This is a genomic window from Caulobacter segnis (assembly GCF_029543125.1).
Taxonomy (GTDB): Bacteria; Pseudomonadota; Alphaproteobacteria; order Caulobacterales; family Caulobacteraceae; genus Caulobacter; species Caulobacter segnis_D.
In genome coordinates this window covers 309,689-332,589 of the sequence record NZ_JARQWW010000002.1, presented here as the reverse complement: position 1 = coordinate 332,589, position 22,901 = coordinate 309,689, and the positions used below count along the sequence as shown (strand labels likewise).

At 66.2% G+C, this 22,901-nt stretch carries 15 protein-coding genes; 7 read left to right on the top strand and 8 right to left on the bottom strand.

The window, feature by feature from the left end; translation table 11 throughout:
* Nucleotides 1-744, bottom strand: coding sequence for a FadR/GntR family transcriptional regulator (locus P7B02_RS06330; RefSeq protein WP_277785478.1), 744 nt, complete (start codon nt 742-744; stop codon nt 1-3).
* 83 nt (nt 745-827) lie between these two features.
* Nucleotides 828-2,039, bottom strand: coding sequence for a D-mannonate dehydratase ManD (gene manD / locus P7B02_RS06325; protein WP_277785477.1), 1,212 nt, complete (start codon nt 2,037-2,039; stop codon nt 828-830).
* Nucleotides 2,040-2,217: 178 nt separating this feature from the next.
* Between manD and P7B02_RS06320 the strand changes: the two genes are divergently transcribed.
* On the top strand, nt 2,218-4,377 hold the full coding sequence (locus P7B02_RS06320) for an alpha-glucuronidase family glycosyl hydrolase (RefSeq protein WP_277785476.1): 2,160 nt from the start codon (nt 2,218-2,220) through the stop codon (nt 4,375-4,377).
* Between the two features lie 138 nt (nt 4,378-4,515).
* Here P7B02_RS06320 and P7B02_RS06315 read toward each other — a convergent pair whose 3' ends face one another.
* From P7B02_RS06315 to P7B02_RS06305, 3 genes are all read right to left on the bottom strand, one after another.
* Nucleotides 4,516-5,409, bottom strand: a complete 894-nt coding sequence (locus P7B02_RS06315; RefSeq protein ID WP_277785475.1) for a polysaccharide deacetylase family protein — start codon at nt 5,407-5,409, stop codon at nt 4,516-4,518.
* On the bottom strand, nt 5,406-6,635 hold the full coding sequence (locus P7B02_RS06310) for an SGNH/GDSL hydrolase family protein (protein WP_277785474.1): 1,230 nt from the start codon (nt 6,633-6,635) through the stop codon (nt 5,406-5,408). Before P7B02_RS06310 ends, P7B02_RS06315 begins: the two co-directional genes overlap by 4 nt.
* Nucleotides 6,636-6,733: 98 nt before the next feature.
* Complete coding sequence (locus P7B02_RS06305) at nt 6,734-9,622, bottom strand: TonB-dependent receptor (protein WP_277785473.1); 2,889 nt, start codon at nt 9,620-9,622, stop codon at nt 6,734-6,736.
* Nucleotides 9,623-9,956: 334 nt separating this feature from the next.
* Between P7B02_RS06305 and P7B02_RS06300 the strand changes: the two genes are divergently transcribed.
* The 5 genes from P7B02_RS06300 (at nt 9,957) to P7B02_RS06280 (ending at nt 16,300) form a co-directional block, all read left to right on the top strand.
* On the top strand, nt 9,957-11,003 hold the full coding sequence (locus tag P7B02_RS06300) for a LacI family DNA-binding transcriptional regulator (RefSeq protein WP_277785472.1): 1,047 nt from the start codon (nt 9,957-9,959) through the stop codon (nt 11,001-11,003).
* Between the two features lie 75 nt (nt 11,004-11,078).
* Nucleotides 11,079-12,206 carry a fumarylacetoacetate hydrolase family protein gene (locus P7B02_RS06295; RefSeq protein ID WP_277785471.1) on the top strand — a complete coding sequence of 376 codons (1,128 nt, stop codon included), beginning with the start codon at nt 11,079-11,081 and terminating at the stop codon, nt 12,204-12,206.
* 57 nt (nt 12,207-12,263) lie between these two features.
* Complete coding sequence (locus P7B02_RS06290; RefSeq protein ID WP_277785470.1) at nt 12,264-13,007, top strand: SDR family NAD(P)-dependent oxidoreductase; 744 nt, start codon at nt 12,264-12,266, stop codon at nt 13,005-13,007.
* A complete protein-coding gene (locus P7B02_RS06285) occupies nt 13,007-14,788 on the top strand; it encodes an IlvD/Edd family dehydratase (RefSeq protein WP_277785469.1) in 1,782 nt (593 codons plus the stop codon). Before P7B02_RS06290 ends, P7B02_RS06285 begins: the two co-directional genes overlap by 1 nt.
* A gap of 78 nt (nt 14,789-14,866) precedes the next feature.
* A complete protein-coding gene (locus P7B02_RS06280; RefSeq protein ID WP_277785468.1) occupies nt 14,867-16,300 on the top strand; it encodes a sugar porter family MFS transporter in 1,434 nt (477 codons plus the stop codon).
* 61 nt (nt 16,301-16,361) lie between these two features.
* Here the strand turns inward: P7B02_RS06280 and P7B02_RS06275 are convergent, their stop codons facing one another.
* Nucleotides 16,362-17,627 carry a M10 family metallopeptidase gene (locus tag P7B02_RS06275; RefSeq protein ID WP_277785467.1) on the bottom strand — a complete coding sequence of 422 codons (1,266 nt, stop codon included), beginning with the start codon at nt 17,625-17,627 and terminating at the stop codon, nt 16,362-16,364.
* A gap of 594 nt (nt 17,628-18,221) precedes the next feature.
* On the opposite strand from P7B02_RS06275, the gene P7B02_RS06270 reads away from it, so the two are divergent.
* Nucleotides 18,222-22,202 (top strand): hypothetical protein, encoded by a 3,981-nt coding sequence (locus P7B02_RS06270; protein ID WP_277785466.1) that lies wholly within the window; start codon nt 18,222-18,224, stop codon nt 22,200-22,202.
* A 6-nt stretch (nt 22,203-22,208) separates the two neighbouring features.
* Here P7B02_RS06270 and P7B02_RS06265 read toward each other — a convergent pair whose 3' ends face one another.
* Both P7B02_RS06265 and P7B02_RS06260 read right to left on the bottom strand, forming a co-directional pair.
* Complete coding sequence (locus P7B02_RS06265; protein WP_277785465.1) at nt 22,209-22,487, bottom strand: DUF167 family protein; 279 nt, start codon at nt 22,485-22,487, stop codon at nt 22,209-22,211.
* A gap of 2 nt (nt 22,488-22,489) precedes the next feature.
* The gene (locus P7B02_RS06260; RefSeq protein WP_277785464.1) at nt 22,490-22,792 is read right to left on the bottom strand and encodes a YggT family protein; all 303 of its coding nucleotides are present in this window, start codon (nt 22,790-22,792) and stop codon (nt 22,490-22,492) included.
* Nucleotides 22,793-22,901: the final 109 nt, after the last annotated feature.

Here is a 22,901-nt window from a genome sequence, read left to right as displayed (position 1 = left end):
CTAGATCGCCACCCGCTTTGCGATGGCGCTGCGGCGGGCCTTGGTCTCCTGCTGCGCCTTCTGCAGGGCCTCGGTCTCGGTGGCGTGCAGCAGGTGCTCGATCACCCGCTCCAGGTGGTCGCGCATGGCCTGGCGGGCGGCCACCGGATCGCGGGCGCGCAGGGCGTCCAGCACTCGGCGATGCTCGTTGGCGCGCGGCTCCAGGCCCAGACCGCGGGCGCGGACCAGGATGTTGCGGGCCAGGGGCGAGCGGTTGCGCAGCTCCCACAGGTTCTCGACCGTGGCGGCGATGGCCCCGTTGCCGGTGGCCCGCGCGATCAGCAGGTGGAAGTCGCGGTCGGCGTCCTCGCCCTTGATTTCCTCCTGCGAAGTCATCAGGGCCAGCAGGCGCTCCAGCTCCGCCAGATCCTCGTCGTCGATGGTGGTGGCGGCCAGGGCCGCGGCCTCGCCCTCGAACAGGCGGCGGGCCTCGATCAGCTCGAAGGCGCCGATCTCGAAATCCCAGGAGGTCGTCATCGGCCGCGCGCCCCCGGTGACATAGATGCCCAGGCCGTGGCGGGCCTCGACCATGCCCAGCATCTCCAGCGCGATCATGGCCTCGCGAAGGGTGGGGCGGCTGACCCCGAACTGCTCGGCCAGCTCACGCTCGGTGGGCAGGCGGTCGCCCACCTTGTAGTTCCCGCCCTCGATCTCCTCGGCGATGGAGTCGGCGATGCGGCGATAGAGCTTGTTGCTGGCGGTCATGAGCGGTGTCGGATGGAGGTAAGACGACTCCCGCTAGCATAGGTCAGCTTTCTCTTCGCCGCCAATGCGCCGAACAGGCGGCCTCACCAGTCGTGCATCGACCCGTCCTCCAGCCGGGCGACCGGCAGGTAGGCGCGCTTGTAGGGATGCTTCTGCGCCAGGGCCTCGTCGATATCCACGCCCAGGCCCGGCGCCTCGCCCGGATGCATCATCCCGTCGGCGAAGGTGTAGGCGTGGGGGAAGACCTCGTCCGTCTGGGCCGTATGGCGCATGTACTCCTGCACCCCGAAGTTCGGGATCGACAGGTCGAAGTGCAGGGCCGCCGCCATGCACACCGGCGACAGGTCCGTGGCCCCGTGGCAGCCGGTCCGCACGTTGTGAAGCGCCGCGAAGCTGGCCAGCTTGCGTAGGTGCGTGATCCCGCCCGCATGGACGACCGTGGCGCGGATGTAGTCGATCAGCTGCTCCTCGATCAGTTGCTTGCAGTCCCAGATCGAGTTGAAGATCTCGCCCACCGCCAGCGGCGTGGTGGTGTGCCGGCGGATCAGGCGGAAATTGGCTTGGTTCTCCGCCGGGGTGGCGTCCTCCATCCAGAACGGACGATAGGGCTCCAGGTCCTTGCCCAGCCGCCCCGCCTCGATGGGCGTCAGGCGGTGATGCACGTCATGCAGCAGGTGGACGTCCCAGCCCAGCCGTTCGCGCGCCGTCTCGAACAGGCCAGGCACGGTGCGCATGTATTTCTCGGTGGACCACAGGTTTTCAGTGGGCAGGTCGCTGTCCGCCGGCTCGTAGAAGAACTTGTCCTTGGAGACCCCGTAGGTCCCCTTCAGGCCCGGAACTCCGGTCTGCAGGCGGATCGCCTTGTAGCCCTGCTCGGCGTAGTGGGCGGCGTTGTCGAGCGTCTCTCCCACCGTCTGGCCGTTGGCGTGGCCGTAGACCATCACGCCCGTGCGGCACGCCCCGCCCAGCAGCTGGTAGAGCGGCAGGCCCGCGACCTTTCCCTTGATGTCCCACAGGGCCATGTCCACCGCGGCGATGGCCGACATGGTCACCGGCCCCCGGCGCCAGTAGGCCCCGCGATACAGGTATTGCCAGATATCCTCGATCTGATGGGCGTCGCGCCCGATCAGGCACGGAATCACGTGGTCCTTCAGGTAAGCCGCCACCGCCAGCTCGCGCCCGTTCAAGGTCGCGTCCCCGATCCCGTAAACGCCGTCCGAGGTGACGATCTTCAGGGTGACGAAGTTGCGGCCAGGGCAGGTGACGATGACCTTGGCGGCGATGATCTTCAGCATGGACGCGCTTTCCTCATTGATACCGGTATCGGTTTCAGCGCGCAGGTTGTCAACCTAGAGGTCTGACCAATATTGTCTCAGTGTCTCGACCTCCGTTCTCTCAGGCTGTAGGAGGAAGGCAACGACGCCCTTCCCAGGCTTGGAGGCGGGCGCACCCTGGTTGGAAACAGAAGGTCCCATGCCCATGCCGGCGTTCCTGCGCGGTCTGATCGTCCTCCTCGCCGCCCTCGTCCTGGCGCCGGCCGGCCATGCGGAGGACGGCTACGACCTCTGGCTCCGTTACCGCCCGGTGGAGGACGCGGGTCGCGACCGCTACCAGCCTCTCGCCGCGGCCATCGTACCCGGAACGGCGTCCCCGACTCTTGATGCCGCTCAAGCCGAGCTCGTGCGCGGCCTTACCGGCCTGCTTGGCGCCGCCCCCGCCGTTTCGCCATCCGCCCGCGACGGCGCGGTGGTGTTCGGCACCCCCAAATCCTCGGCGGTCATCGCCGGCCTGAAGCTGCCGCTGGAGAAGGCGGGGACCGAAGGCTACCTGATCCGCAGCGTCCGCATCGACGGCTCACGCGCTACGGTGATCGCCGCCAACAGCGACGTCGGCGTTCTCTACGGCGCCTTCGCCTATCTGCGCCTGATCCAGACTCGCCAGCCCCTCGACCGTCTCGACATCGCCTCCGCGCCCAAGGTGGCGCTGCGCATGCTGAATCACTGGGACAATCTCGATCGCACGGTGGAGCGCGGCTATTCCGGCCAGTCGATCTGGGACTGGCACAAGCTGCCGGACTGGAAGGACCCGCGCTACCTCGACTACGCCCGCGCCAACGCCTCGCTGGGGATCAACGCGACGACCCTGAACAACGTCAACGCCAACGCCCTCAGCCTGACCCCGATGTACCTGGAGAAGGCCGCCGCCCTGGCCGGCGTGTTCCGGCCTTACGGGATCAAGGTCTATCTGACCGCCCGCTTCAGCGCCCCGATGGAGATCGGCGGCCTCAAGACCGCCGACCCTCTCGATCCGCGGGTCCGCGCCTGGTGGAAGGCCAAGGCCGACGAGATCTACCGCTACATTCCCGATTTCGGCGGCTTCACGGTCAAGGCCAACTCGGAAGGCCAGCCCGGTCCCCAGGACTACAAGCGCACCCATGCCGACGGCGCCAACATGATGGCCGAGGCCCTCGCCCCCCATGGCGGCGAGGTCATCTGGCGCGCCTTCGTCTATTCGCACGAACAGCCCGACGACCGCGCCAAGCAGGCCTATGACGAGTTCGTCCCCCTGGACGGCAAGTTCGCCTCGAATGTCATCGTCCAGGTGAAGAACGGCGCCATCGACTTCCAGCCGCGCGAGCCCTTCCACCCCCTGTTCGGGGCCACGCCCAAGACGCCGCTGGCCATGGAATTCCAGATCACCAAGGAATACCTCGGCTTCGCCACCCACCTGGCCTATCTAGGCTCCATGTACGAGGAGACCCTTCGCGCCGACACCTGGCGGCGGGGCGAGGGCTCCACGGTGGCCAAGGTCATCGACGGCTCCCTGTTCGGCCACAAGCGTTCGGGCATGGTCGGCGTCGCCAATATCGGCACGGACCGCAACTGGTCGGGCTCGGACTTCGACCAGGCCAACTGGTACGTCTTCGGCCGCTTGGCCTGGGATCCCTACCTGTCCACGCGCGACATCGCCGATGAGTGGGCGCGCCAGACCTTCTCCAACGACCAAGCCTTCCTCAAACCTACTGTCGACATGATGACGGGCTCGCGCGAGGCGGTGGTGAACTACATGACCCCGCTGGGCCTGCATCACCTCATGGCCCGCAGCCACCACTACGGTCCCGGCCCCTGGGTCTCCGGCGGCGAGCGCGCCGACTGGACCTCGGTCTATTACCACCGCGCCGACAAGGCCGGCATCGGCTTCGACCGCACCGTCGCCACCGGCAGCAAGGCCACGGCCCAGTACGCCCCGCAGGTCGCCGCCGTGTTCGAGGACGTGAAGAAGATCGATGAGAAGGACCTGCTCTGGTTCCACCATCTGCCGTGGGACTACCGCACGCGCTCGGGCCGCACCCTGTGGGACGAGATGGTGGTCCGCTACACCGGCGGCGTCGCCGACGTGAGCGCTATGCGCAACACCTGGGCAGGCCTCGCCGCCTATGTGGACCCCCAGCGCCACGCCCAGGTCGCGACCTTCCTGTCGATCCAGGAAAAGGAGGCCCAGTGGTGGCGCGACGCCTCCATCGCCTACTTCCAGACCTTCGCGAACCGCCCCCTGCCGGCAGGCTACGCCCCGCCGCCCCAGCCGCTGTCCTACTACGAGGCCCTGAGCTTTCCGGAAGCACCGGGGATCTAGTTCTCCACACCTCTCCCTTGACGGGAGAGGGGCGGGGGGTGACGGCGTCAGCGGGGCCAGGCTCGGCCGCGCGCCATCTTGAAATGCAGCATCACCCTCATCCCCCCGGCCCTTCTCCCATCCAGGCAGAAGGGGGGCTCACCGACAAACTCCGTCCAACCCCGTCACGCTCCAGCCCTGAACCGGAACGGCCACGCCCTTCGCCCTCGCCGCGTTCTCCAGCGTCGTCGGCGCGTCCCCCGACGGCTTCACGTCCGGTGCGTAGAACGCATCCCGCGTCGCCGTCTCCAGGGTCACGAAGCGCACGCCTTCCGACCGGTAGAAGGCCAGCAGTCTCGGCATCATCCGCGCGTCGAACGCCCCGGCGTGCAGCAGCAGGACCAACGGGATCTCCCGCTCCAGCGCCGCCTTCGACAGCGCCCGCGCATAGGCCAGGCTCGCCGCCGCGCCGGCTATGTAACGCGCCTCCAGCTCGGCGATCGCCGCTGCGTCACCCTTGGCCGCGCAGCGGGCGTAGGGGTCGTTATAGGCCCAGTCCCCGAAGTCCAAGGTCACCCCGGCCACCCGATAGCCGCGCCTGGCCAGCATGGCCCGCGCCTCGGCGTGCTGGGCCGGCGTCTTGCCTTCGGCCAGGTAGGGATAGCGCAGCCAGCGCCAGTCCTCCTGGCCCATCCGCCGCTTCAGCATCGGCTCGTTGCGGGCGACGTCGGCTTCGAATTCGGCGACGGAGTGATCGTCCAGCCGCATGTGCGACCAGGTGTGATTGGCCAGGGGCTGGCCCGCTGCCCGCCATAAATCCAGGGCCGCCGCCGAGTCCGGCTCACGCTCGGTCTGGACCCCGTTGATGAAGCCCATGGCGGGGGCGCCCGCGTCGGCCAGGGCGGCGATCAGGCGGGCCGTCACGCCGACCCGCGTCTCCCCCGGCGGCAGGGCCGCATGGGCCGGCAGGTCGTCGAAGGTCAGGGCGATCTCCTGCGCCTGAGCGCTCATCGCCCAGAGCGAGGCCGCCAGCCCCAGCAGCAGCCGCCTCACCGGAACAGCGCCAGCGGCACGGCGTCGCCCATGAAGCGGTATCCCGCCAGGGACGGGTGCAGGCCGTCATTGTCCAGGTCCGCCCGCAGCCGTTCAGGCCGCGCCGGATCGCGCAGGGCAGCGTCGAAATCGATCACCGCGTCGAAGTTTCCGGGCGCGCGGATCCAGCGGTTCACCGCCTGGCGGTCCGCCTCGTTACGGGCGTCGGGATGATAATAGGGCGAGGCGCCATAGGGCAGGATGGTCGCCCCGATCATCTTCAGCCCTCGAGCCCGGCCGCGCTCCACCATCTGGCGATAGGCGCCGATCATCCGGCGCACCAGGGCGTCGTGCTGCTCCGGCATTGCGGGGGCGTCGCGGGTCAGGGTCCCCAGATCGTTCACCCCCTCCAGAACGATCACATGCTTCAGGCCGGTCTGGCTCAGCACGTCGCGGTCGAAACGGGCCAGGGCGTTGGGGCCCAGGCCGTCATTGAGGATGCGGTTGCCGCCGATGCCGTGGTTCAGCACGCTCAGATGCCGGGTCGCGGCGCTGGCCTGCAGCCGCTCCGCCAGCCGGTCGGGCCAGCGGGCGTGCGTGTCCGTCGTCACCCCGAACCCGTCGGTGATCGAGTCGCCGATGATGGCGATGGCCGCCGCCTTCGGTCCGGCCAGCACGTCGACCGCGGACAGTTGGTACCAGTGCGCCACCCGTTTCGCGTCCGGCAGGTCGTTCTCGCCGACGCGGGCGCCCTTGGCCACGAACGAGGTGGTCCGCGAACCGGGGTGACTGGTCTGCACCGCCGGCGGGGCGGGCAGGTGATAGGTCACCGCCAGATGGGACAGGGCGGCCATCGGCATGTCCAGCGGGTCGGAGACGTACTCCGCGCCCGCCGGAATGATCACGCCCGCCTGCCCGTCGAAGGTCAGGGCCCGGCCGCCCTCGATCGACGCCGAGCCCAGGGCGGCGGCGCGCGCCACATGCACGGCGCTGAACGCCAATGGCGCGGTCCCGAAGCGGTTGGAGAGCCGCACCCGCAGCTTCGTCCCGCCGATCATCAGCCGCACGATCTGGCGCACCGTGGCGTCAGTCAGGTCGGCGGGGTCGAGGGCGTTGTGCGGTTCGGGAATCTGCTGGGCGCTGGCCCAGGCGCCGACCCATCGAGACGCGGCGGGCGCGGCCAGGGCCGGCGGCGCGACGAAAGCGGCGGCGGAGAGGGCCAGAAGAGAGCGGCGGTCGAGGGTCATGACGCCTCCATTGATCCTTGGATTATCCGTCTCCCCCAAGAAAAAAAACGGCGCACCCGGGGAAGGTGCGCCGCAAGGGAGAGATAGGGAGTTGGACGTTAGAACTTGCCGCGCACGCCGAGCAGGAAGGTCGTGCCCGGCTTGTAGTAGGTGAAGGCCGCGTTATCCCATTCGAAGGTGCTGCGCTGAGGCTCGTTCGTGATGTTGATCACGTCGAAGGTCAGGCGCGGCTGGCTGGGCAGCCATTCGAATTCGTACGAGGCCGACAGGTCCCACTGACCACGTTCGTCCGTGCGCAGCTGGGCGACCGGGACGCTGTTCTGGTTCGGGCCCGAGGAGATCTGGGCGTCGTTCCAGACGTAGGAAAGGCGGATCGAGGCGGGGCCGCGCTCGTAGTAGCCCGTGACGTTGTAGGTCCAGGGCGAGATGCCCACCGCCACGGCGGGTGCGCCGGAGCCACGGCCGCGCTGCTCGATCTTGGTGACGTTGGCGGTGAAGCCCGCGCCCTCCACCAGGAAGTCCAGCGGCTGCACCCAGGTCACTTCCGCGCCGTCGATGGTCAGGATGCCGTTGGCGTTGACCTGCTGGGTCACGGTCACCGAGGCGGCGTCGGGGCCGCCGCGGTTGGTGATCGCCTGCTGCTGAAGCTGCGTCAGTTGGTCGAAGGGGATGCCCAGCTGGGTGAAGGGGATCGTGGTGTTCCCCTGCACCGTGAAGCCGGTGATCTCCTTGGTGAACAGGGCGACGCCGATATAGCCCTCGCCGCCGGTGTAGAACTCGCCGCCGATGTCGAAGTTGTTCGAGATGTACGGCTGAATGCCCGGGTTGCCCTGGGTGGCGTTCTGGGCCGACGGATCGCTGAACACCGTGCCCGGCAGCATGGCGCTGGGGTTGGCGCGGGTGATCGTCCGCGATGCGGCGAAGCGCAGGTTGATGTTGTCGCGGATCTGCCAGACCGCGTTGAAGGCCGGCAGGAAGCCGTCGTAGTCCGTCTCGCGGGACAGGAACGACAGCACGCCGTTCACGGTCTGCGGACCTTCGATCAACTGGTTGGTGTCATAGTAGCGGACGCCGGCGTTGAAGCGCAGATCGCGGTCGAGGACCTGGGTCAGGCCGTTGACCTCGATATAGGCGCCCTTCGTCTTCTCGCCGACCAGGCCCGATGCGGCGCCGGTGGCGGCCGAGGCGGTGAACGGCGCGACGCTGTTATAGGCGTCGAACTGACCCGTCTGCATGATCCGCGGATCGAAGGTGATGAAGTTGGTCGGTCCCGGAACGATGAAGCCGGCGAGGGCCGATTGCGGGATCAACGACCCGGCCTGGCCGTTGCAGGGAGGGGCCGGGGTCGGCAGGGCGCCGGTCGGGGTGATGCCGCCGCCGCCGCAGACCGCCTGTTGCCAGCGGGCGCTGTTGTCCAGCGCCTGGATGGTGCGGCCCACGTCGTCATACGAGACGCCGGCCCGGACGTTGATGCCGTCCTCGGCGCCGAAGGTGACGTCGATGCGGGCGCCCTTGTTGGAGGTGACACGCTTCTCGTTCTGGATGTTCACGCGGCCGCCGGCCCACATCCAGCCCAGATTCGGGTCGTTGAGGTTCAGCGAGCTCTTGATCGAGGGGTACGGGCCCGAGGTGTTGTCATACTCGACCGTCGTGAAGGGCGAGTTGATCAGGATGGTCGGCGCTTCGCGGAAGAAGATCGAGCGGCTCAGATTGGCCTGGGCGTCGACGCGCAGCCACTCGTTCGGACGCCAGGTGCCGCCGGGATTGAAGTTGTAGAACTCAACCTCTTCGTCATACGGGCGGTACTCGAGGAAGAACTGCGAGTTGAGGAAGGTGCCCTTGGTGACGATGTTGTTGCTGTCGACTTGGACGCCGACCGGAACCATGGCGTTCGAGTTGCGAACGATCCAGTTCATGTCGATGCGTTCGAACTCCCGGTTCGCCTTCCCGTAGAGGGTGTCGAAGTAGAAGTTCAGCGCATCGTTCGGACGCCATTCGAGGGACAGCAGCGCCGAGTTGCGGTCGCGGTCGCCATAGCTGACGGACTCGCGGCCAAGGCGCGGGATCAGGCCGTCCGACAGCTGAACCAGGCTGGTGCCGGGGTTCAGGCCTTGCAGCGTCGCCGTGGTGATCGCCGAACCGGGAACCAGACCGTTGCTGGTCACGCCGGCCGGTACAGTGGATGCGAAGTTGAAGCCGTTGCCGCCGTTGGTGTTGCAGCCGGGGCAGGTCAGGTTGGCGTTGGTCCAGCCGATGGTTTCGAAGCCGTCGGTGCGGCTCTTGTTGCGAACGAAGGCCACGCCCGCCAGCACGCCGATCTCGCCGATCCCGGTCTCCCAGGTGTCGCTGGCGATCAGGGCGCCGCGCGGCGTCACCTTCTCGGCGATGGAGTTGTAGCTGCCCTGCATCGAATAGGTGATCTGCCGGCCCTTGTAGTCGAACGGGCGGGCGCTGCGCATGTTGACCACGCCGGCCACGCCGCCTTCGACGGTGCTGGCCACCGGCGTCTTGTTCACGTCGAGACGGGTGAACAGTTCGGTGGGGAACAGGTCCAGATCGACTTCGCGGTTCTGGTTCTGCGAGTCCGTGCGCCCGGACGAGGCGACGGCGATCTGCGCGCCGTTCAGCAGCACCTTGGTGAAGTTGGTGCCCAGGCCCCGGACCGAGACGTTCAGGCCTTCGCCGTTGATCTCGCGGGTCAGCTGCACGCCGGGAATCCGGTTCAGGGATTCCGCCAGGTTCAGGTCGGGAAACTTGCCGATGTCCTCGGCGAAGATGGAGTCGCTGAAGCCCACCGATTCGCGTTTGGCGTTGGTGGAGCTGATCAGGGCGCCGCGGAAGCCGGTGACGATGACCTCTTCGACGGTCGAGTCATCGGCCGGTGCGGATTGCGCGAAAGCGACGGAGGTCAGACCCCCTGTAAGAAAGGTCGCGCCCAGCAGCGCGGCCTTCGCGCGCGCAATTATCCTGCGGTTTGAACTACGCATGTTTCGTCCCCTTGTGCGCGCTCTGAGGCGCTTTTTGTTATGCGGGCCGGCCCGGGAGCCTTGTTCCCTGCGCTCCCGCTTCACCACCCCGCGCAGGCCTCTGCGAACCCCGAGGAATGGTACCGGTCACATCAAAAACCGGTACTAGGTCAGTTCTTGGATGTCAAGTTGGTCTAACAGTGCTCAGCTCAGTGGTCAGACCATAGGGCTTGCGGTTCCGTTCTCTTCGTGGTTCTGGTCTGATGGACAAGTCTTCCGAGGTCCGCCGCGAGCGTCCCGTCCAGGAAGCGAGAAAAGCGGGGGCGAGCCGACTCGTCCTAGTCGGAGGAAACTGGTGCAGCAGAAGGTAGCCCGTCGACAGGGAGGCGGATCGACCATCCGCGACGTGGCCCGTCAGGCCGGTGTCTCCCCGATGACGGTCTCCCGCGTGATCAATGGCGAAAAGAGCGTCCGCGATTCCACGCGTGAGACGGTGACCGCCGCGATCCGCGACCTGAACTATGCGCCCAATCCCGCCGCCCGCAGTCTGGCCAGCGCCGAGCTGGTCCGCATCGGCCTGCTCTACAGCAACCCCTCCGCCGCCTACCTGAGCGAGTTCCTCGTCGGAGGCATGGAGCAGACCAGCCGCAGCGGCGCCCAGCTGATCATCGAGCGCTGCGACGAGGGCGGCGAAGCCGAGGCCGCCGCCAAGCTGGTGGGCATGGGCGTGGACGGCGTGATCCTGCCGCCGCCGCTCTGTGACTCCGAAGCCGTGCTTCAGACCCTGGCCAAGTCGCGCACGCCGGCCGTCTCCGTGGCGACCGGCCATCCCGCCGCCTCGACCTCCGCCGTGCGCATCGACGACCGCGCAGCGGCCGAGGCGATGACCCAGCATCTCATCGACCTGGGGCACCGCCGCATCGGCTTCATCAAGGGCCACCCGAACCAGACCGCCAGCGCCCAGCGCTATGACGGATACCTGACTGCCCTGGCGCGCGCCGGCCTGCCCGCCGACCTGGCGTTTGTGACCCAGGGCTACTTCACCTACCGCTCGGGCCTGGAGGCGGCGGATCAGCTGCTCGGCCTCGCTTCGCCGCCCACCGCGATCTTCGCCAGCAACGACGACATGGCCGCCGCCACGGTGGCCGTGGCCCACCGCCTGGGCCTGGATGTCCCACGCGACCTGACGGTCTGCGGGTTCGATGACAGCGCGCTCGCCACGACAATCTGGCCGGAGCTGACCACCATCCGCCAGCCCATCGCCGACATGTCGCGCGAGGCGGTGATCCTGCTGATCGAGGAGATCCGCGCCCGGCGGTCCGGCGAGCTGACCGACCGTCGTCGCACGCTCCTCGACTTCACCCTGATCCGACGCCAGTCCGACGGTCATCCGAAGGGTTGATGCGATGAAGCATTCCCATCACGTGATCAGACCGTCTAAGTTTGATACCGGTAACAGCCCGCAGAGGCCGCATAGATGAACGCCCCCATTCTCAGCTTCCTGCCCTCCGACCTGAGCTCCGCCCTGCTTGTGGGCCGCATCCAGCTTCCGGAAGGACCGACCCCGGTTCTGGTGGTCGAGGGGCGTCTGCGTGACGTCTCGGCCGTGGGGGCGACCATCTCCGATCTGCTTGGCGGCTGGACGGGCGCCATCCCTGCGGGGCGCGACTTGGGCCCTGTCGAGGACTTCGACTTCGCGGCCAATCCGCTGCTCGCGCCCGTGGACTTGCAATGCGTGAAGGCGGCGGGGGTGACCTTCGCGGTTTCGGCCGTGGAGCGCGTGATCGAGGAGCGTTGCCGCGGCGACGCCGGCGCCGCCCAGGCGATCCGCGACGCTCTCAGCGAACGGGTCGGCGCCGACATCCGCTCGGTGGTTCCGGGCTCCGAGGGCGCGGCCAAGCTGAAGACCGCCCTCATCGCCGACGGCCTGTGGTCGCAGTACCTGGAAGTGGCCATCGGCCCCGACGCCGAGATTTTCACCAAGGCGCCGGTGCTGTCCTCCGTGGGGCTCGGCGCCAAGGTCGGCGTGCGCTCGGACTCGGCCTGGAACAATCCGGAACCCGAGGTCGTGGTCGTGGTCGACGGCCAGGGCCGCATCCTCGGCGCCATGCTGGGGAATGACGTCAACCTGCGCGACTTCGAGGGGCGCAGCGCGCTGCTGCTCGGCAAGGCCAAGGACAACAACGCCGCCTGCGCGGTGGGTCCGTTCATCCGCCTGTTCGACGACGGCTTCACCCTGGATCACGTGCGCAAGGCGCAGGTCGATCTGAAGATCACCGGACCGGAAGGCTATGTCCTCGAGGGCCGCAGCTTCATGGACCAGATCAGCCGCGATCCGGCCGAACTGGTCCGCCAGGCCATGAGCGAGCATCATTACCCGGACGGCTTCGCGTTGTTCCTCGGCACCCTGTTCGCGCCGACCCAGGACCGGGATGCGCCAGGCAAGGGCTTCACCCACAAGGTCGGCGATGTGGTCCGCATCTCCAGCCCGCTGCTGGGGGTGCTGGAGAACGAGGTGACCACCTCCAAGGAAGCGCCGGCCTGGCGCTTCGGCATCAGCGACCTGATGCGTAATCTCGCCGCCCGCGGCCTGCTCAAGGGCTGACGCGATGATCCAATCTACGACCCAAGCCCAATTTTCGAGCCAAGCAGAGGGCGCAAAGTGAGCGCGATTTATCCCAGCCTGAAGGGCAAACGCGTCGTCATCACCGGCGGCGGCTCCGGCATCGGCGCCGGCCTGGTGGAGGGCTTTGTGCGCCAGGGCGCCCAGGTCCACTTCCTCGACATCGCCGAGGCGGATTCCAAGGCCCTGGCCGACGCGCTGAAGGATGCGCCGATCGCGCCCGTGTTCCACAAGTGCGACCTGACCGACACCGACGCCATCGCCGCCGTCTTCGCCGCCATCGGCGAAGTGGAGGTTTTGGTGAACAACGCCGGCAATGACGACCGCCACACCCTGGACGAGGTGACGCCGGCCTATTTCGACGAGCGGATCGCCGTGAACCTCAAGCACATGGTGTTCTGCGCCAAGGCGGTGGTCCCGGCCATGAAGGCCGCCGGCAAGGGCGTGATCATCAACTTCGGTTCGATCTCCTGGCATCTCGGTTTGCCCGATCTGGTGCTCTACGAGACCGCCAAGGCCGGCATCGAGGGCATGACGCGCGCCCTGGCGCGTGAGCTTGGCCCGGACGGAATCCGCGTCGTCTGCATCAACCCGGGCAACGTGAAGACCCCGCGCCAGATGAAGTGGTACACGCCCGAAGGCGAGGCCGAGATCGTCAGCCAGCAATGCCTGAAGGGCCGAATCGAGCCGGCGGACGTCGCCTCGCTGGTGCTGTTCCTGGCTTCCGACGACGCGCGTTTCTGCACTGGCCACGAGTACTGGATCGACGCAGGTTGGCGCTGATGAGCACGCGACAGCCCAAACGCCCCTTCCGTTCACGCGAGTGGTTCGCCGACCCCGCGCGCAGCGACATGACCGCCCTCTATCTGGAGCGGTTCATGAACTACGGCATCACGCCCCGGGAGCTGCGCTCCGGCCGGCCGATCATAGGCATCGCCCAGACCGGCTCGGACCTGTCGCCCTGCAACCGCATCCATGTGGAGCTGGCCAAGCGCACCGCCGCCGGTATCCGCGACGCCGGCGGCATCCCGATGGAGTTCCCCGTCCATCCGATCTTCGAGAACTGCCGCCGCCCCACCGCCGCGCTGGACCGCAACCTGGCCTATCTGGGCCTGGTCGAAATCCTGCACGGCTATCCCATCGACGCGGTGGTCCTGACCACGGGCTGCGACAAGACCACGCCGTCAGGGATCATGGCGGCGTCCACGGTCGACATCCCGGCCATCGTCCTGTCTGGCGGGCCGATGCTGGACGGCTGGCATGAGGGCGAGCTGGTCGGCTCCGGCACCGTGATCTGGCGGTCGCGCCGCAAGCTGGCGGCGGGCGAGATCAACGAGGAGGAATTCCTCGACCGCGCCTGCGCCTCCGCCCCCTCGGCGGGGCATTGCAACACCATGGGCACGGCCTCGACCATGAACGCCGTGGCCGAGGCGCTGGGCCTGTCCCTGACCGGCTGCGCGGCCATTCCGGCGCCGTACCGCGAGCGCGGCCAGATGGCCTACGAGACCGGCCGCCGCATCGTCGAGATGGCCTATGAGGATCTGCGCCCGAGCGACATCCTCACGCGCCAGTCCTTCATCAACGCCGTCAATGTGGTCTCCGCCATCGGCGGTTCGTCCAACGCCCAGCCGCACATCGTCGCCATGGCCCGGCACGCGGGGGTGGAGATCGGACCAGAGGACTGGAGCGCCGCCTATGACCTGCCGCTGATCGTCAACATGCAGCCGGCGGGTAAGTATCTGGGCGAACGCTTCCACCGCGCCGGCGGCGTTCCGGCGGTGATGCACGAGCTGCTGGAGGCCGGGAAGATCGACGGCGCTTGCCGCACGGTGACCGGCGAGACCCTGGCCCAGAACCTGGAAGGCCGCGTCACCCACGACCGTGAGGTGATCACCCCCTACGCCAAGCCCCTGCGCGACCGCGCCGGTTTCCTGGTGCTCAAGGGCAACCTGTTCGACTTCGCCATCATGAAGACGAGCGTGATCTCCGAAGGCTTCCGCGAGCGCTATCTCAGCGTCCCTGGCCGCGAGGGCGTGTTCGAGGCCCGGGCGGTCGTCTTCGACGGTTCGGACGACTATCACCACCGCATCAACGACCCGTCGCTGAACATCGACGAGAACACCATCCTGGTGATCCGCGGCGCCGGTCCGCTCGGCTGGCCCGGCTCGGCCGAGGTGGTGAACATGCAGCCGCCGGACGCCCTGATCCAGCGCGGGATCATGAGCCTGCCGACCCTGGGCGACGGGCGTCAGTCCGGCACTGCCGACAGCCCCTCGATCCTCAACGCCTCGCCGGAAAGCGCGGCGGGCGGCGGGCTGGCTTGGCTCCAGACCGGCGACATGATCCGCATCGACCTCAACACCGGGGCCTGCGACGCCCTGGTGGACGAGGCTGAAATCGCACGCCGAAAGGCCGACCTGCCGGCGCCGCCGGTCCCGGAAAGCCAGACGCCGTGGGAGGAGCTGTTCCGCGAAAAGACGGGGCAACTGGCCGAGGGCGGCGTGCTTGAGTTCGCCCTCAAATACCGACAAACCTCAAAGAAAACGCCGAGACATAACCACTAAGCCAGCGGGACGCAGAGCGCCGGCGCATCGAGGAAACGGCCCACCTGCAAAGACAGGCTACGGGCGGGAGAAAACAAAATGGCAGGACCGACGGGGGGCTCCGGCCCCGACATCGCGGGCGGCGACCAAGTGAACATGGCCTTCATCGCCCTGATCGTGGCCGTCGCCACCATCGGCGGATTCATGTTCGGCTACGACTCCGGCGTCATCAACGGCACGCAGGAAGGGCTCGAGGCGGCCTTCAACCTTTCAGCCCTGGGAACCGGCTTCAATGTCGGCGCCATTCTCCTCGGCTGCGCCTTCGGCGCCTTCGCCGCCGGCCGTCTGGCTGACGCGCTTGGCCGCCGCACGGTGATGCAGGTCGCGGCTGTCCTCTTCATCATCTCGGCCATCTGGGCCGGGGCGGCGGACACCTCGGCGCACTTCATCATCGCCCGTTTCATCGGCGGCTTGGGCGTGGGCGCGGCCTCGGTGCTGTCGCCGGCCTACATCTCGGAAGTGACGCCGGCCTCGATCCGGGGGCGGCTGTCCTCGGTCCAGCAGATCATGATCATCACCGGCCTGACAGGCGCCTTCGTGGCCAACTACGTGCTGGCCGCCACCGCCGGCGGCTCGACCGCCGAGTTCTGGATGGGCTTCCCCGCCTGGCGCTGGATGTTCTGGCTGCAGGTTGTTCCGGCCGCGATCTATCTGTTGGCCTTGCTGGCGATACCCGAAAGCCCCCGATACTTGGTGGTCAAGCGCAAGGACGCCCAGGCGGCCGCCGTGCTGTCCAAGCTGTTCGGCGCGGGGACGGGCGAGCGCAAGGTGGCCGAGATCCGCGCCACCCTGGCCGCGGATCACAAGCCCAAGTTCGCCGACCTGCTCGATCCCGTCACCCGCAAGGTGCGCCCGATCGTCTGGGCCGGCCTGATCCTGGCCGTGTTCCAGCAACTCGTGGGCATCAACATCGTCTTCTATTACGGCGCGGTGCTGTGGCAGTCGGTGGGCTTCTCCGAGAATGACGCCCTGAAGATCAACATCCTGTCGGGCGTGCTCTCCATCGCCGCCTGCCTGGGCGCCATCGCGGTGATCGACAAGATCGGCCGCAAGCCGCTGCTGCTGATCGGCTCGGCCGGCATGTTCGTGACCCTGGCGGTCATGGCCTGGTGCTTCTCGCGCGCCACAATGCTCGACGGCGCTCTGCACCTGAATGACAGCACCGGCCTGATCGCCCTGATCGCGGCCAACGCCTATGTGGTGTTCTTCAACCTCAGCTGGGGCCCGGTGATGTGGGTCATGCTGGGCGAGATGTTCCCCAACCAGATGCGCGGTTCGGCCCTGGCCGTGGCCGGCTTCGCCCAGTGGATCGCCAACTTCGCCATCTCGGTCAGCTTCCCGGCCATGGCGGCGGGACTCGGCCTCGTCTTCACCTACGGCTTCTACGCCGTCAGCGCCCTGATCTCGTACTTCCTGGTCCAGGCCTGGGTGAAGGAGACCCGCGGCAAGGAGCTGGAGGACATGGCCGGCTAAGGCTGGCTTTCAGCTGAAGATCGCGCGGCCCGTGGGTTCTCCCCGTGGGCCGTCTGCGTTTCTATGCCAAGCCTTCGCCCGTGTGCGCCAGGCCGACCAGCGCGACCGGCGGCAGATCGACCAGGCCGTCGGAGAAGGCCAGCTGTTCGATGTCGATCAGGGTGTCGCGGCCGTCCGGCGAACCCTCGCGCAGATCGGCGATCCACCAAGAGCCGTCATCCGACTGGCTCCAGTCATAGTCGGCGGCGGCCCCGGAGAAGACAGCCGTGTCGAAACCTTCGCGGCCGTCCAGGATGTCGTCGCCGGCGCCGCCGGCCAGGCGGTTGTCGGCGGTGTTGCCCTTGAGGCTGTCGTTACCTTTGCCGCCGACGGCGGCGGCGATCAGATTGTCCACGCCGTCTTCGCTGACGAGATAGGCGTTGGCGATGTTGCCGACAGCGGTCTTCATAGGATCGACGCGCGGGTCCAGGCGCGCAAGCTGCGCCCGCGACACCGTCGACCAGGCGCCTGGAGCCAGATCAACAGCCAGATCGGTCGTATAGGCTGAAAAGTCGTAAGTGACCTCCGCCCCGCCGGTCCAGACCGTCATGAATACCCGGTTGCCGCCGGGACGACCCTGGCCTTCGCCGTCGATGGATAGTTCGCCGGTCGTCGGGCTCCAGCTATAGACCTGCGTCTCGCCCACCTTGTCGAAGCGTGCGCCATAGGCGTGTTGCAGGGCGCGGATGTCGTCCAGCATCAGGGTCTGCGGATAGTCCCACGTCCCGTTGCGATAGCCGCCGTTATCCGTGGCCCCGACGTACGACAGGTAGCTCATCACCGAATACTCGATGCTGTCGTGATCGGAGGGCAGAACGCCGAATGCGCCCTCACGCTCGTCTGTATGTTTCAGGCCGAGAGCGTGGCCGGTCTCGTGCAGAAGGGTGAGATAGCTGTAGCCGCCTTTAGCGCTGTTGCCGAAATAGCTGCTGATGCTGGAGATCCAGACGTCGCCCCCTTCGTCTGAGGCGTGAGGGGTGTAAGCCCAAGCCGTGTTGGTGGCGCCGGTGCGGGCGTATCGCAGGTCCGCACCAGCCTCGGATCCCTCTACGAAGTCCAGGGCGATGACCTTTGAGAAATCGCCCAGCACGGAGCTGACCGCCGCCTGCTGGCTCGTGGTGAGGGCGGAGAAACCTTTGTCGGTTTCGCTGTATCCGTACTTCCTCCCATAGGCCGTAACGGTCGTGGGAAAGCTGTAGGTCAGCGTGTCGGTCGCCCAGCGCAGGCCCGACAGCAGACCGTCGACATAGATGTCGCCCGTAGCGGAGAAATTCTCAGGCTTTGGCATCGAATTCTTCCGCGCAGTCCATCCCTCGGCGCGGAAGATGCGATTTGGTCTCTTAAGTTGCTGATTATTATTGAGGTAAATCCACGTACATTTGAATGTAGGAAGCGTAAATCCGATCTAAATTCTATATTTACTATAATCTCACTGAAGCGTTCCGTTCGATGCGCTTTGTGGCCGCGCCGAAAGATGAATGTTGCGATGCAATAAGATGTCGGTCGCTTGATTGCGCCGTCGCTATGAATTCAGCAGGTAGTGAAAAAGAAAATTGCTCCTAGTGATGGAGTCATTAAAGCCTTGTGGAAAAAGGTTTTGCGCTCAAAATTAACTATAAGTCACTGATTTTGAGCTCTTTATTCCGGTTAACAAAACGTTGACTCTTAAGGTTGCTGCGAGCAAGCGTTCGCGCCGTGGTGGTTCGGCGTGTGGGTTTCAGGTCCCCGCGCCGCGGTGTGATTGCTTGGCTTGGGGCGGCGTCCCGCTTGCGACGCAGTATCTCAAGAAGACAACAGCAAAGGCGGCGGGATGGAGCTCCCGGCTGCGTTGTCGGGCCCGGCGATTGCAACTGAGAGGCAAATCATTGGGTGGGGGCCCGAAATGGCACAGTTCGAAATCTCCAGCGCGTCTGACCTTCAGGCGCTGTTCGCCGGTACCTACAATCCCGGATCGGGCGTCGTCACACTACAGAGTGGCGACATCATCAAGCTCGCAGCGGGCACGTATTCGGCAAGCCTGATCATCAACAAGGGCGTGACGATCACACGCGCTGACGGTGTCGCAAAGGCCGACATCGCCATCACAGGCGCGTGGACGATCAACAGCGCGACTGCGGTCACGATCGATGGAGTTCGTTTCCTGAACGACAAGCCGATCGCGAATGGGGCGGGAACCTCCTTGCTCGTCCACAATCCGACTGGCGTCGTCCACGTGGTTGAAAACTCGATCTTCGACCGAGACCCGACGGATAATCCGCCCGATCCGAGCGCCTTCCAGTCGGTGATCACCAACTATGCCATCCGCACCCAGGGTGCAGGCGGCGCGGGCGGCGGCCTGACGATCCGGAACAATCTATTCACAGGCCAGAACGATGTTCGCGCCTACGCGAACGACGTATGGGCCAACGCCATCTGGTCGGAGGGTTCGGTCAGCACGACGCTTATCACCGGCAACGAGTTCGAGAACACGCGGGCGGGCATCAACGCTGCGAACTTCAACGCCAACACCCAGATCACCGGCAACACGTTCCATGACATGGGCACGGCGATCACTTTCGGGTCCGGAACCACGGGCACGATCACCACGGTCACCGGCAACACCTTCGCCAGCGACATCGACACCGAACTGAACCTGAAGAATCTGACGGGCGCTGTTGATGTGCGCCAGATCATTACCGGCAACACCTTCTCTCCTGCGGCTCAGCCGATGTGGATCGAGACGGGAGCCGGCGCGGACACTCTGCTGGCGACAAGCGGCGCGGACACCTTCCTGACCTACAAGGAAGGCAGCGCGGACACGGCCGTCGATACGGTGATCTACAACGACCGCATCACAAGCCTGACCAAGGTTGACGGCGGCTGGCGGACCACGAGCAGCGGCAACGCCAATGCCGACCTGCTGAAGGGCGTCGACGTGATCGACGACTCTGGTTCCGGCCGCATTCTTCTGGTCGGGACCGGAGGCACGGCCGGCTCCGGCGGCTTCGCGACCATTCAGGCGGCGATCGACGCGGCGTCCAGCGGCGACACCATCATGGTCGCTCCGGGGACCTATGCGTCCTTCGTGGTCAACAAGGCCGACCTGAAGATCATCGGCGATGGTGACTCCACGATCATTCAGGGAACCGGCGCCAACGGCTCAATCGGCGTCTCCATCCAGGCGTCGGGTTTCACCCTCCAGGACGTCAAGGTCTCCAACTTCCACTACAACGCCCGCGCCGTCGCGGACGCGAATGATATCCTCATCGACGACGTGACCTTCTCGGGCGGCAAGATCGGTTTCGGGAAATCGACCGAAACCGACATCCACGCTTTGACGATCAAGGACAGCATCTTTGAGAACCTGACGATCGGGGTGGATCTGCCGACAGCGACCGCCCAGGGGCGTGTGGTGGACGTGGAGTTCCTCGACAACACGTTCGCGAACATCACCCACAAGGGTATTTACGCCGAAGCCCTCTCGAATGCCGTGTTCGGCGGCGTGACGATGAACAACGTGGGCAAGGTGGGTAACGACAGTGGTCTCAACGGCAACGGGATCGACTTCAATCTGAAGTATGCCAGCTACACCGATATCACGATCAGGGATTTCACCCTTGTCGATGTCGGGGGGGCTGACGCCAACGGCGCTGCTATCGCCGTGAAGGCCCGCAATGATGGACCCAGTTACAGCGCCAATCCGGCCAGCTTCACCGGCCAGTTGATCATCGAGGATGGGTCGATCACCGGTGCTTCCGTTGGCATCCGTGCAGGCGAGGCGGGAAAGGTCACGACCGGGCCGGCGGTGACGATCGCCGATGTCACGATCGACAGTCTGGTGGCGGATATCGACAACCAGACTGCATCGACCATGAAGGTGGACACGACGGACTACGTCCTGGCCTCCACCTCCACCGGCTACATCGACGACGGCGTCGCTGACACCATCACGGTGGGCGCGGGCGGCGACTACGCCACGATCCAGGAAGCGATCGACAACGCCCACGAGGGCGACGTTATCCAGGTGGCGGCCGGAGTCTATAACGAGAAGATCATTGTCGATGTCGACAACCTGACGATCGCCGGCGCGCCCGGCGCGATCATCAAGGGCGGCTTCAGCACCGACAATTCCGGGATCGCCGGCAAGCTGTCGGACTGGATCGGCCCGCAAACCTCCTACAACGCCAATTCCGGCGCGGGCGTGACGGTCCGGGCTGACGGATTCACGCTCAGAAGCATCAAGATCGACGACTTCTATCAGGGCGTCCGCTTCGACACGGATGTGCAGGACATCGCTCTGACCGAGGTCAATATCGAGAACTCCCTGTTCGGTCTGCACAAGACCACGACGGCGGACATCGACGGCCTGACGATCACCGGCGGCTCCATCGTCGACGGCTATCAGGGCACGGACTTCACCAAGAGCACGGCCAGTCTGACGGATGGTCAGCTCAAGAACGTGGCGATCACCGGCACGCGCTTCGAGGACCTCAGCGCCAAGGGCATCTACACAGAGGCCCTGGCCAACGCCCTCATCAGCGGCGTCACCATGACCAATGTCGGCGTGTACGGGCGGGGCGATTCCTTCGGCGACATCGGCCAGCACGGCGCGGGCATCGACATCAATCTGAAGAGCGGCGCCTACAGCGGCATCACCATCCAGAACTTCACGTTCACGGATGTGGGCACGTCGAACGGCGCGGGGACGTCGCATAACAACGCGGGCGCCATCACCATCAAGGCTCGGGACGACGCGCCCAGCTACAACGCCAACCCGGCCACCTTCACCGGCGCGGTCATCATCCGCAACGGCACGATCGACGGCACATCCACCGGCGTCCGTGTGGGCGAGGAAGGCAAGACGGTCGGCGGTCCCGAGGTCGACATCACCAACGTCCGTGTGACGGACTATGTGGACAACGCCGACCACGGCGCCTTTATCAACGACACCACCAAGGTGATGGACGTCACCTTCACGGCTGCGGGATACAGCTTTGACTTCGGGCCGAGCAGCGGGAACGTCAACTACGTTCCCTTCGTCGTCACGCCCGATCCGGAAGAGGAAGAGCCCACCACGCCTCCGCCGCCCAGCCCGGGTCAGGGCCCCGGCACGACTCCGGAGGAGGTGATCGACAACGGGTTTGGCGTGGTCACCGGCGTCGATCCGACCTCGGCGAAGGCGACGGATCCTGTCATCATCCTGCCGAACGGCCAGGAGATTCCAAACCCGGTCTATGAAGAGGCCAAGCAACTCGCGGACATCTCGGCGCAGTTCAAGGCGGGGCTGATTTCCGAAGCCACGGTCATCGACAAGATGGTCGAGTTCGCCGCCGACACGACCGCGGTGGCGTTGCAGGCCTATCAGTTCTTCACGGGCGCCACGCCGACCCGGGAAGGCGTCGCCTATCTGGTGAACAGCGACGACAACGAAAACGATCTGACCGACCCCTACTACGCCACCTTCAGCGCCGATAACCGCTACATCAACTTCGCGGTCAGCCTGGGCACCGGGGGGCAGGGCTCGCAGCAGTTCGCCCAGGAGTACGGCGCGCTGTCGTTCGAGGACTCGATCCGCTCCGCCTATGACAAGATCATCGGGGTGGATGAGGCGACGGCCGCGGGCGTCGATGTGAACGCCGCCATCGCCTATGTCATGACGCAGCTTGCCTATTTCACCGCCTTGGGCGGCAGCGCCATCGGCGCCAAGGCGGCCATGGTCGGCTACCTGATGTACGCCGGCATGCAGGCCAAGATCGGCATCTATTACGAAGGCACCCGTGGCTTCCTGACGGACGCCTTCCATGGCGAGGCTGATTACAACGTCGACCTGACGGGCGGTTCGTCAGGGCTCACCTCGAGCCACCTGGACTTCGGACTGGCGTGATCCGCATCAGCCGGCGAGGCGGCTCACCGCCTCGTCGGTCTCCAGGCCTTCGATCTCGATCTGCTTGAGACGGGCGGTCTGGCCCGAGGCGATGGTCACCGCCGACTTGGGCACGCCCAGGGACTTGGCGATCAGGACGACGAGGGCCGCATTGGCCTTGCCGTCCTCCGGCGGGGCGCTGACGCGCGCCTTCAGGAAGGGGCGGCCATCGCCGTCCTTGTCCCAGCCGTCGATGCGGTCGCGCCCGCCGCGAGGCGTCAGGCGGACCGCGATCCGGGCGGCCATGCTCAGCCGAGCGTGAGCAGGATGGGAGTGGCGTAGGCGTTGAAGATGATGCGGATCACCGACAGTGCAAGCCACGCGACGATCGGGCTGATGTCCACGCCGCCAAGCGTCGGCACGATGCGCTGGAAGGGACGAAGCACTGGATCGGTGATCCGCTCCAGCATGGTCAGCACCTGGTACACGAAGCGGTTGCGCGTGTTCAGGATGTCGAACGCCACCAGCCAGCTGACGATTGCGCGGGCGAAGATCAGGAAGATCAGCAGGCTGATGATCGTATTCACCAGCCAGACGATGGCGCTGCCCATGGGGCCTCCAAGCAAAATCCAAGGCCTGGGTTGTATCCGCCCGAAGACCGCCGCCGCAACCCTTGACAGGGATCGGGCCGCCGCCGTATGTGCGCCTTCCTGCCTCGGC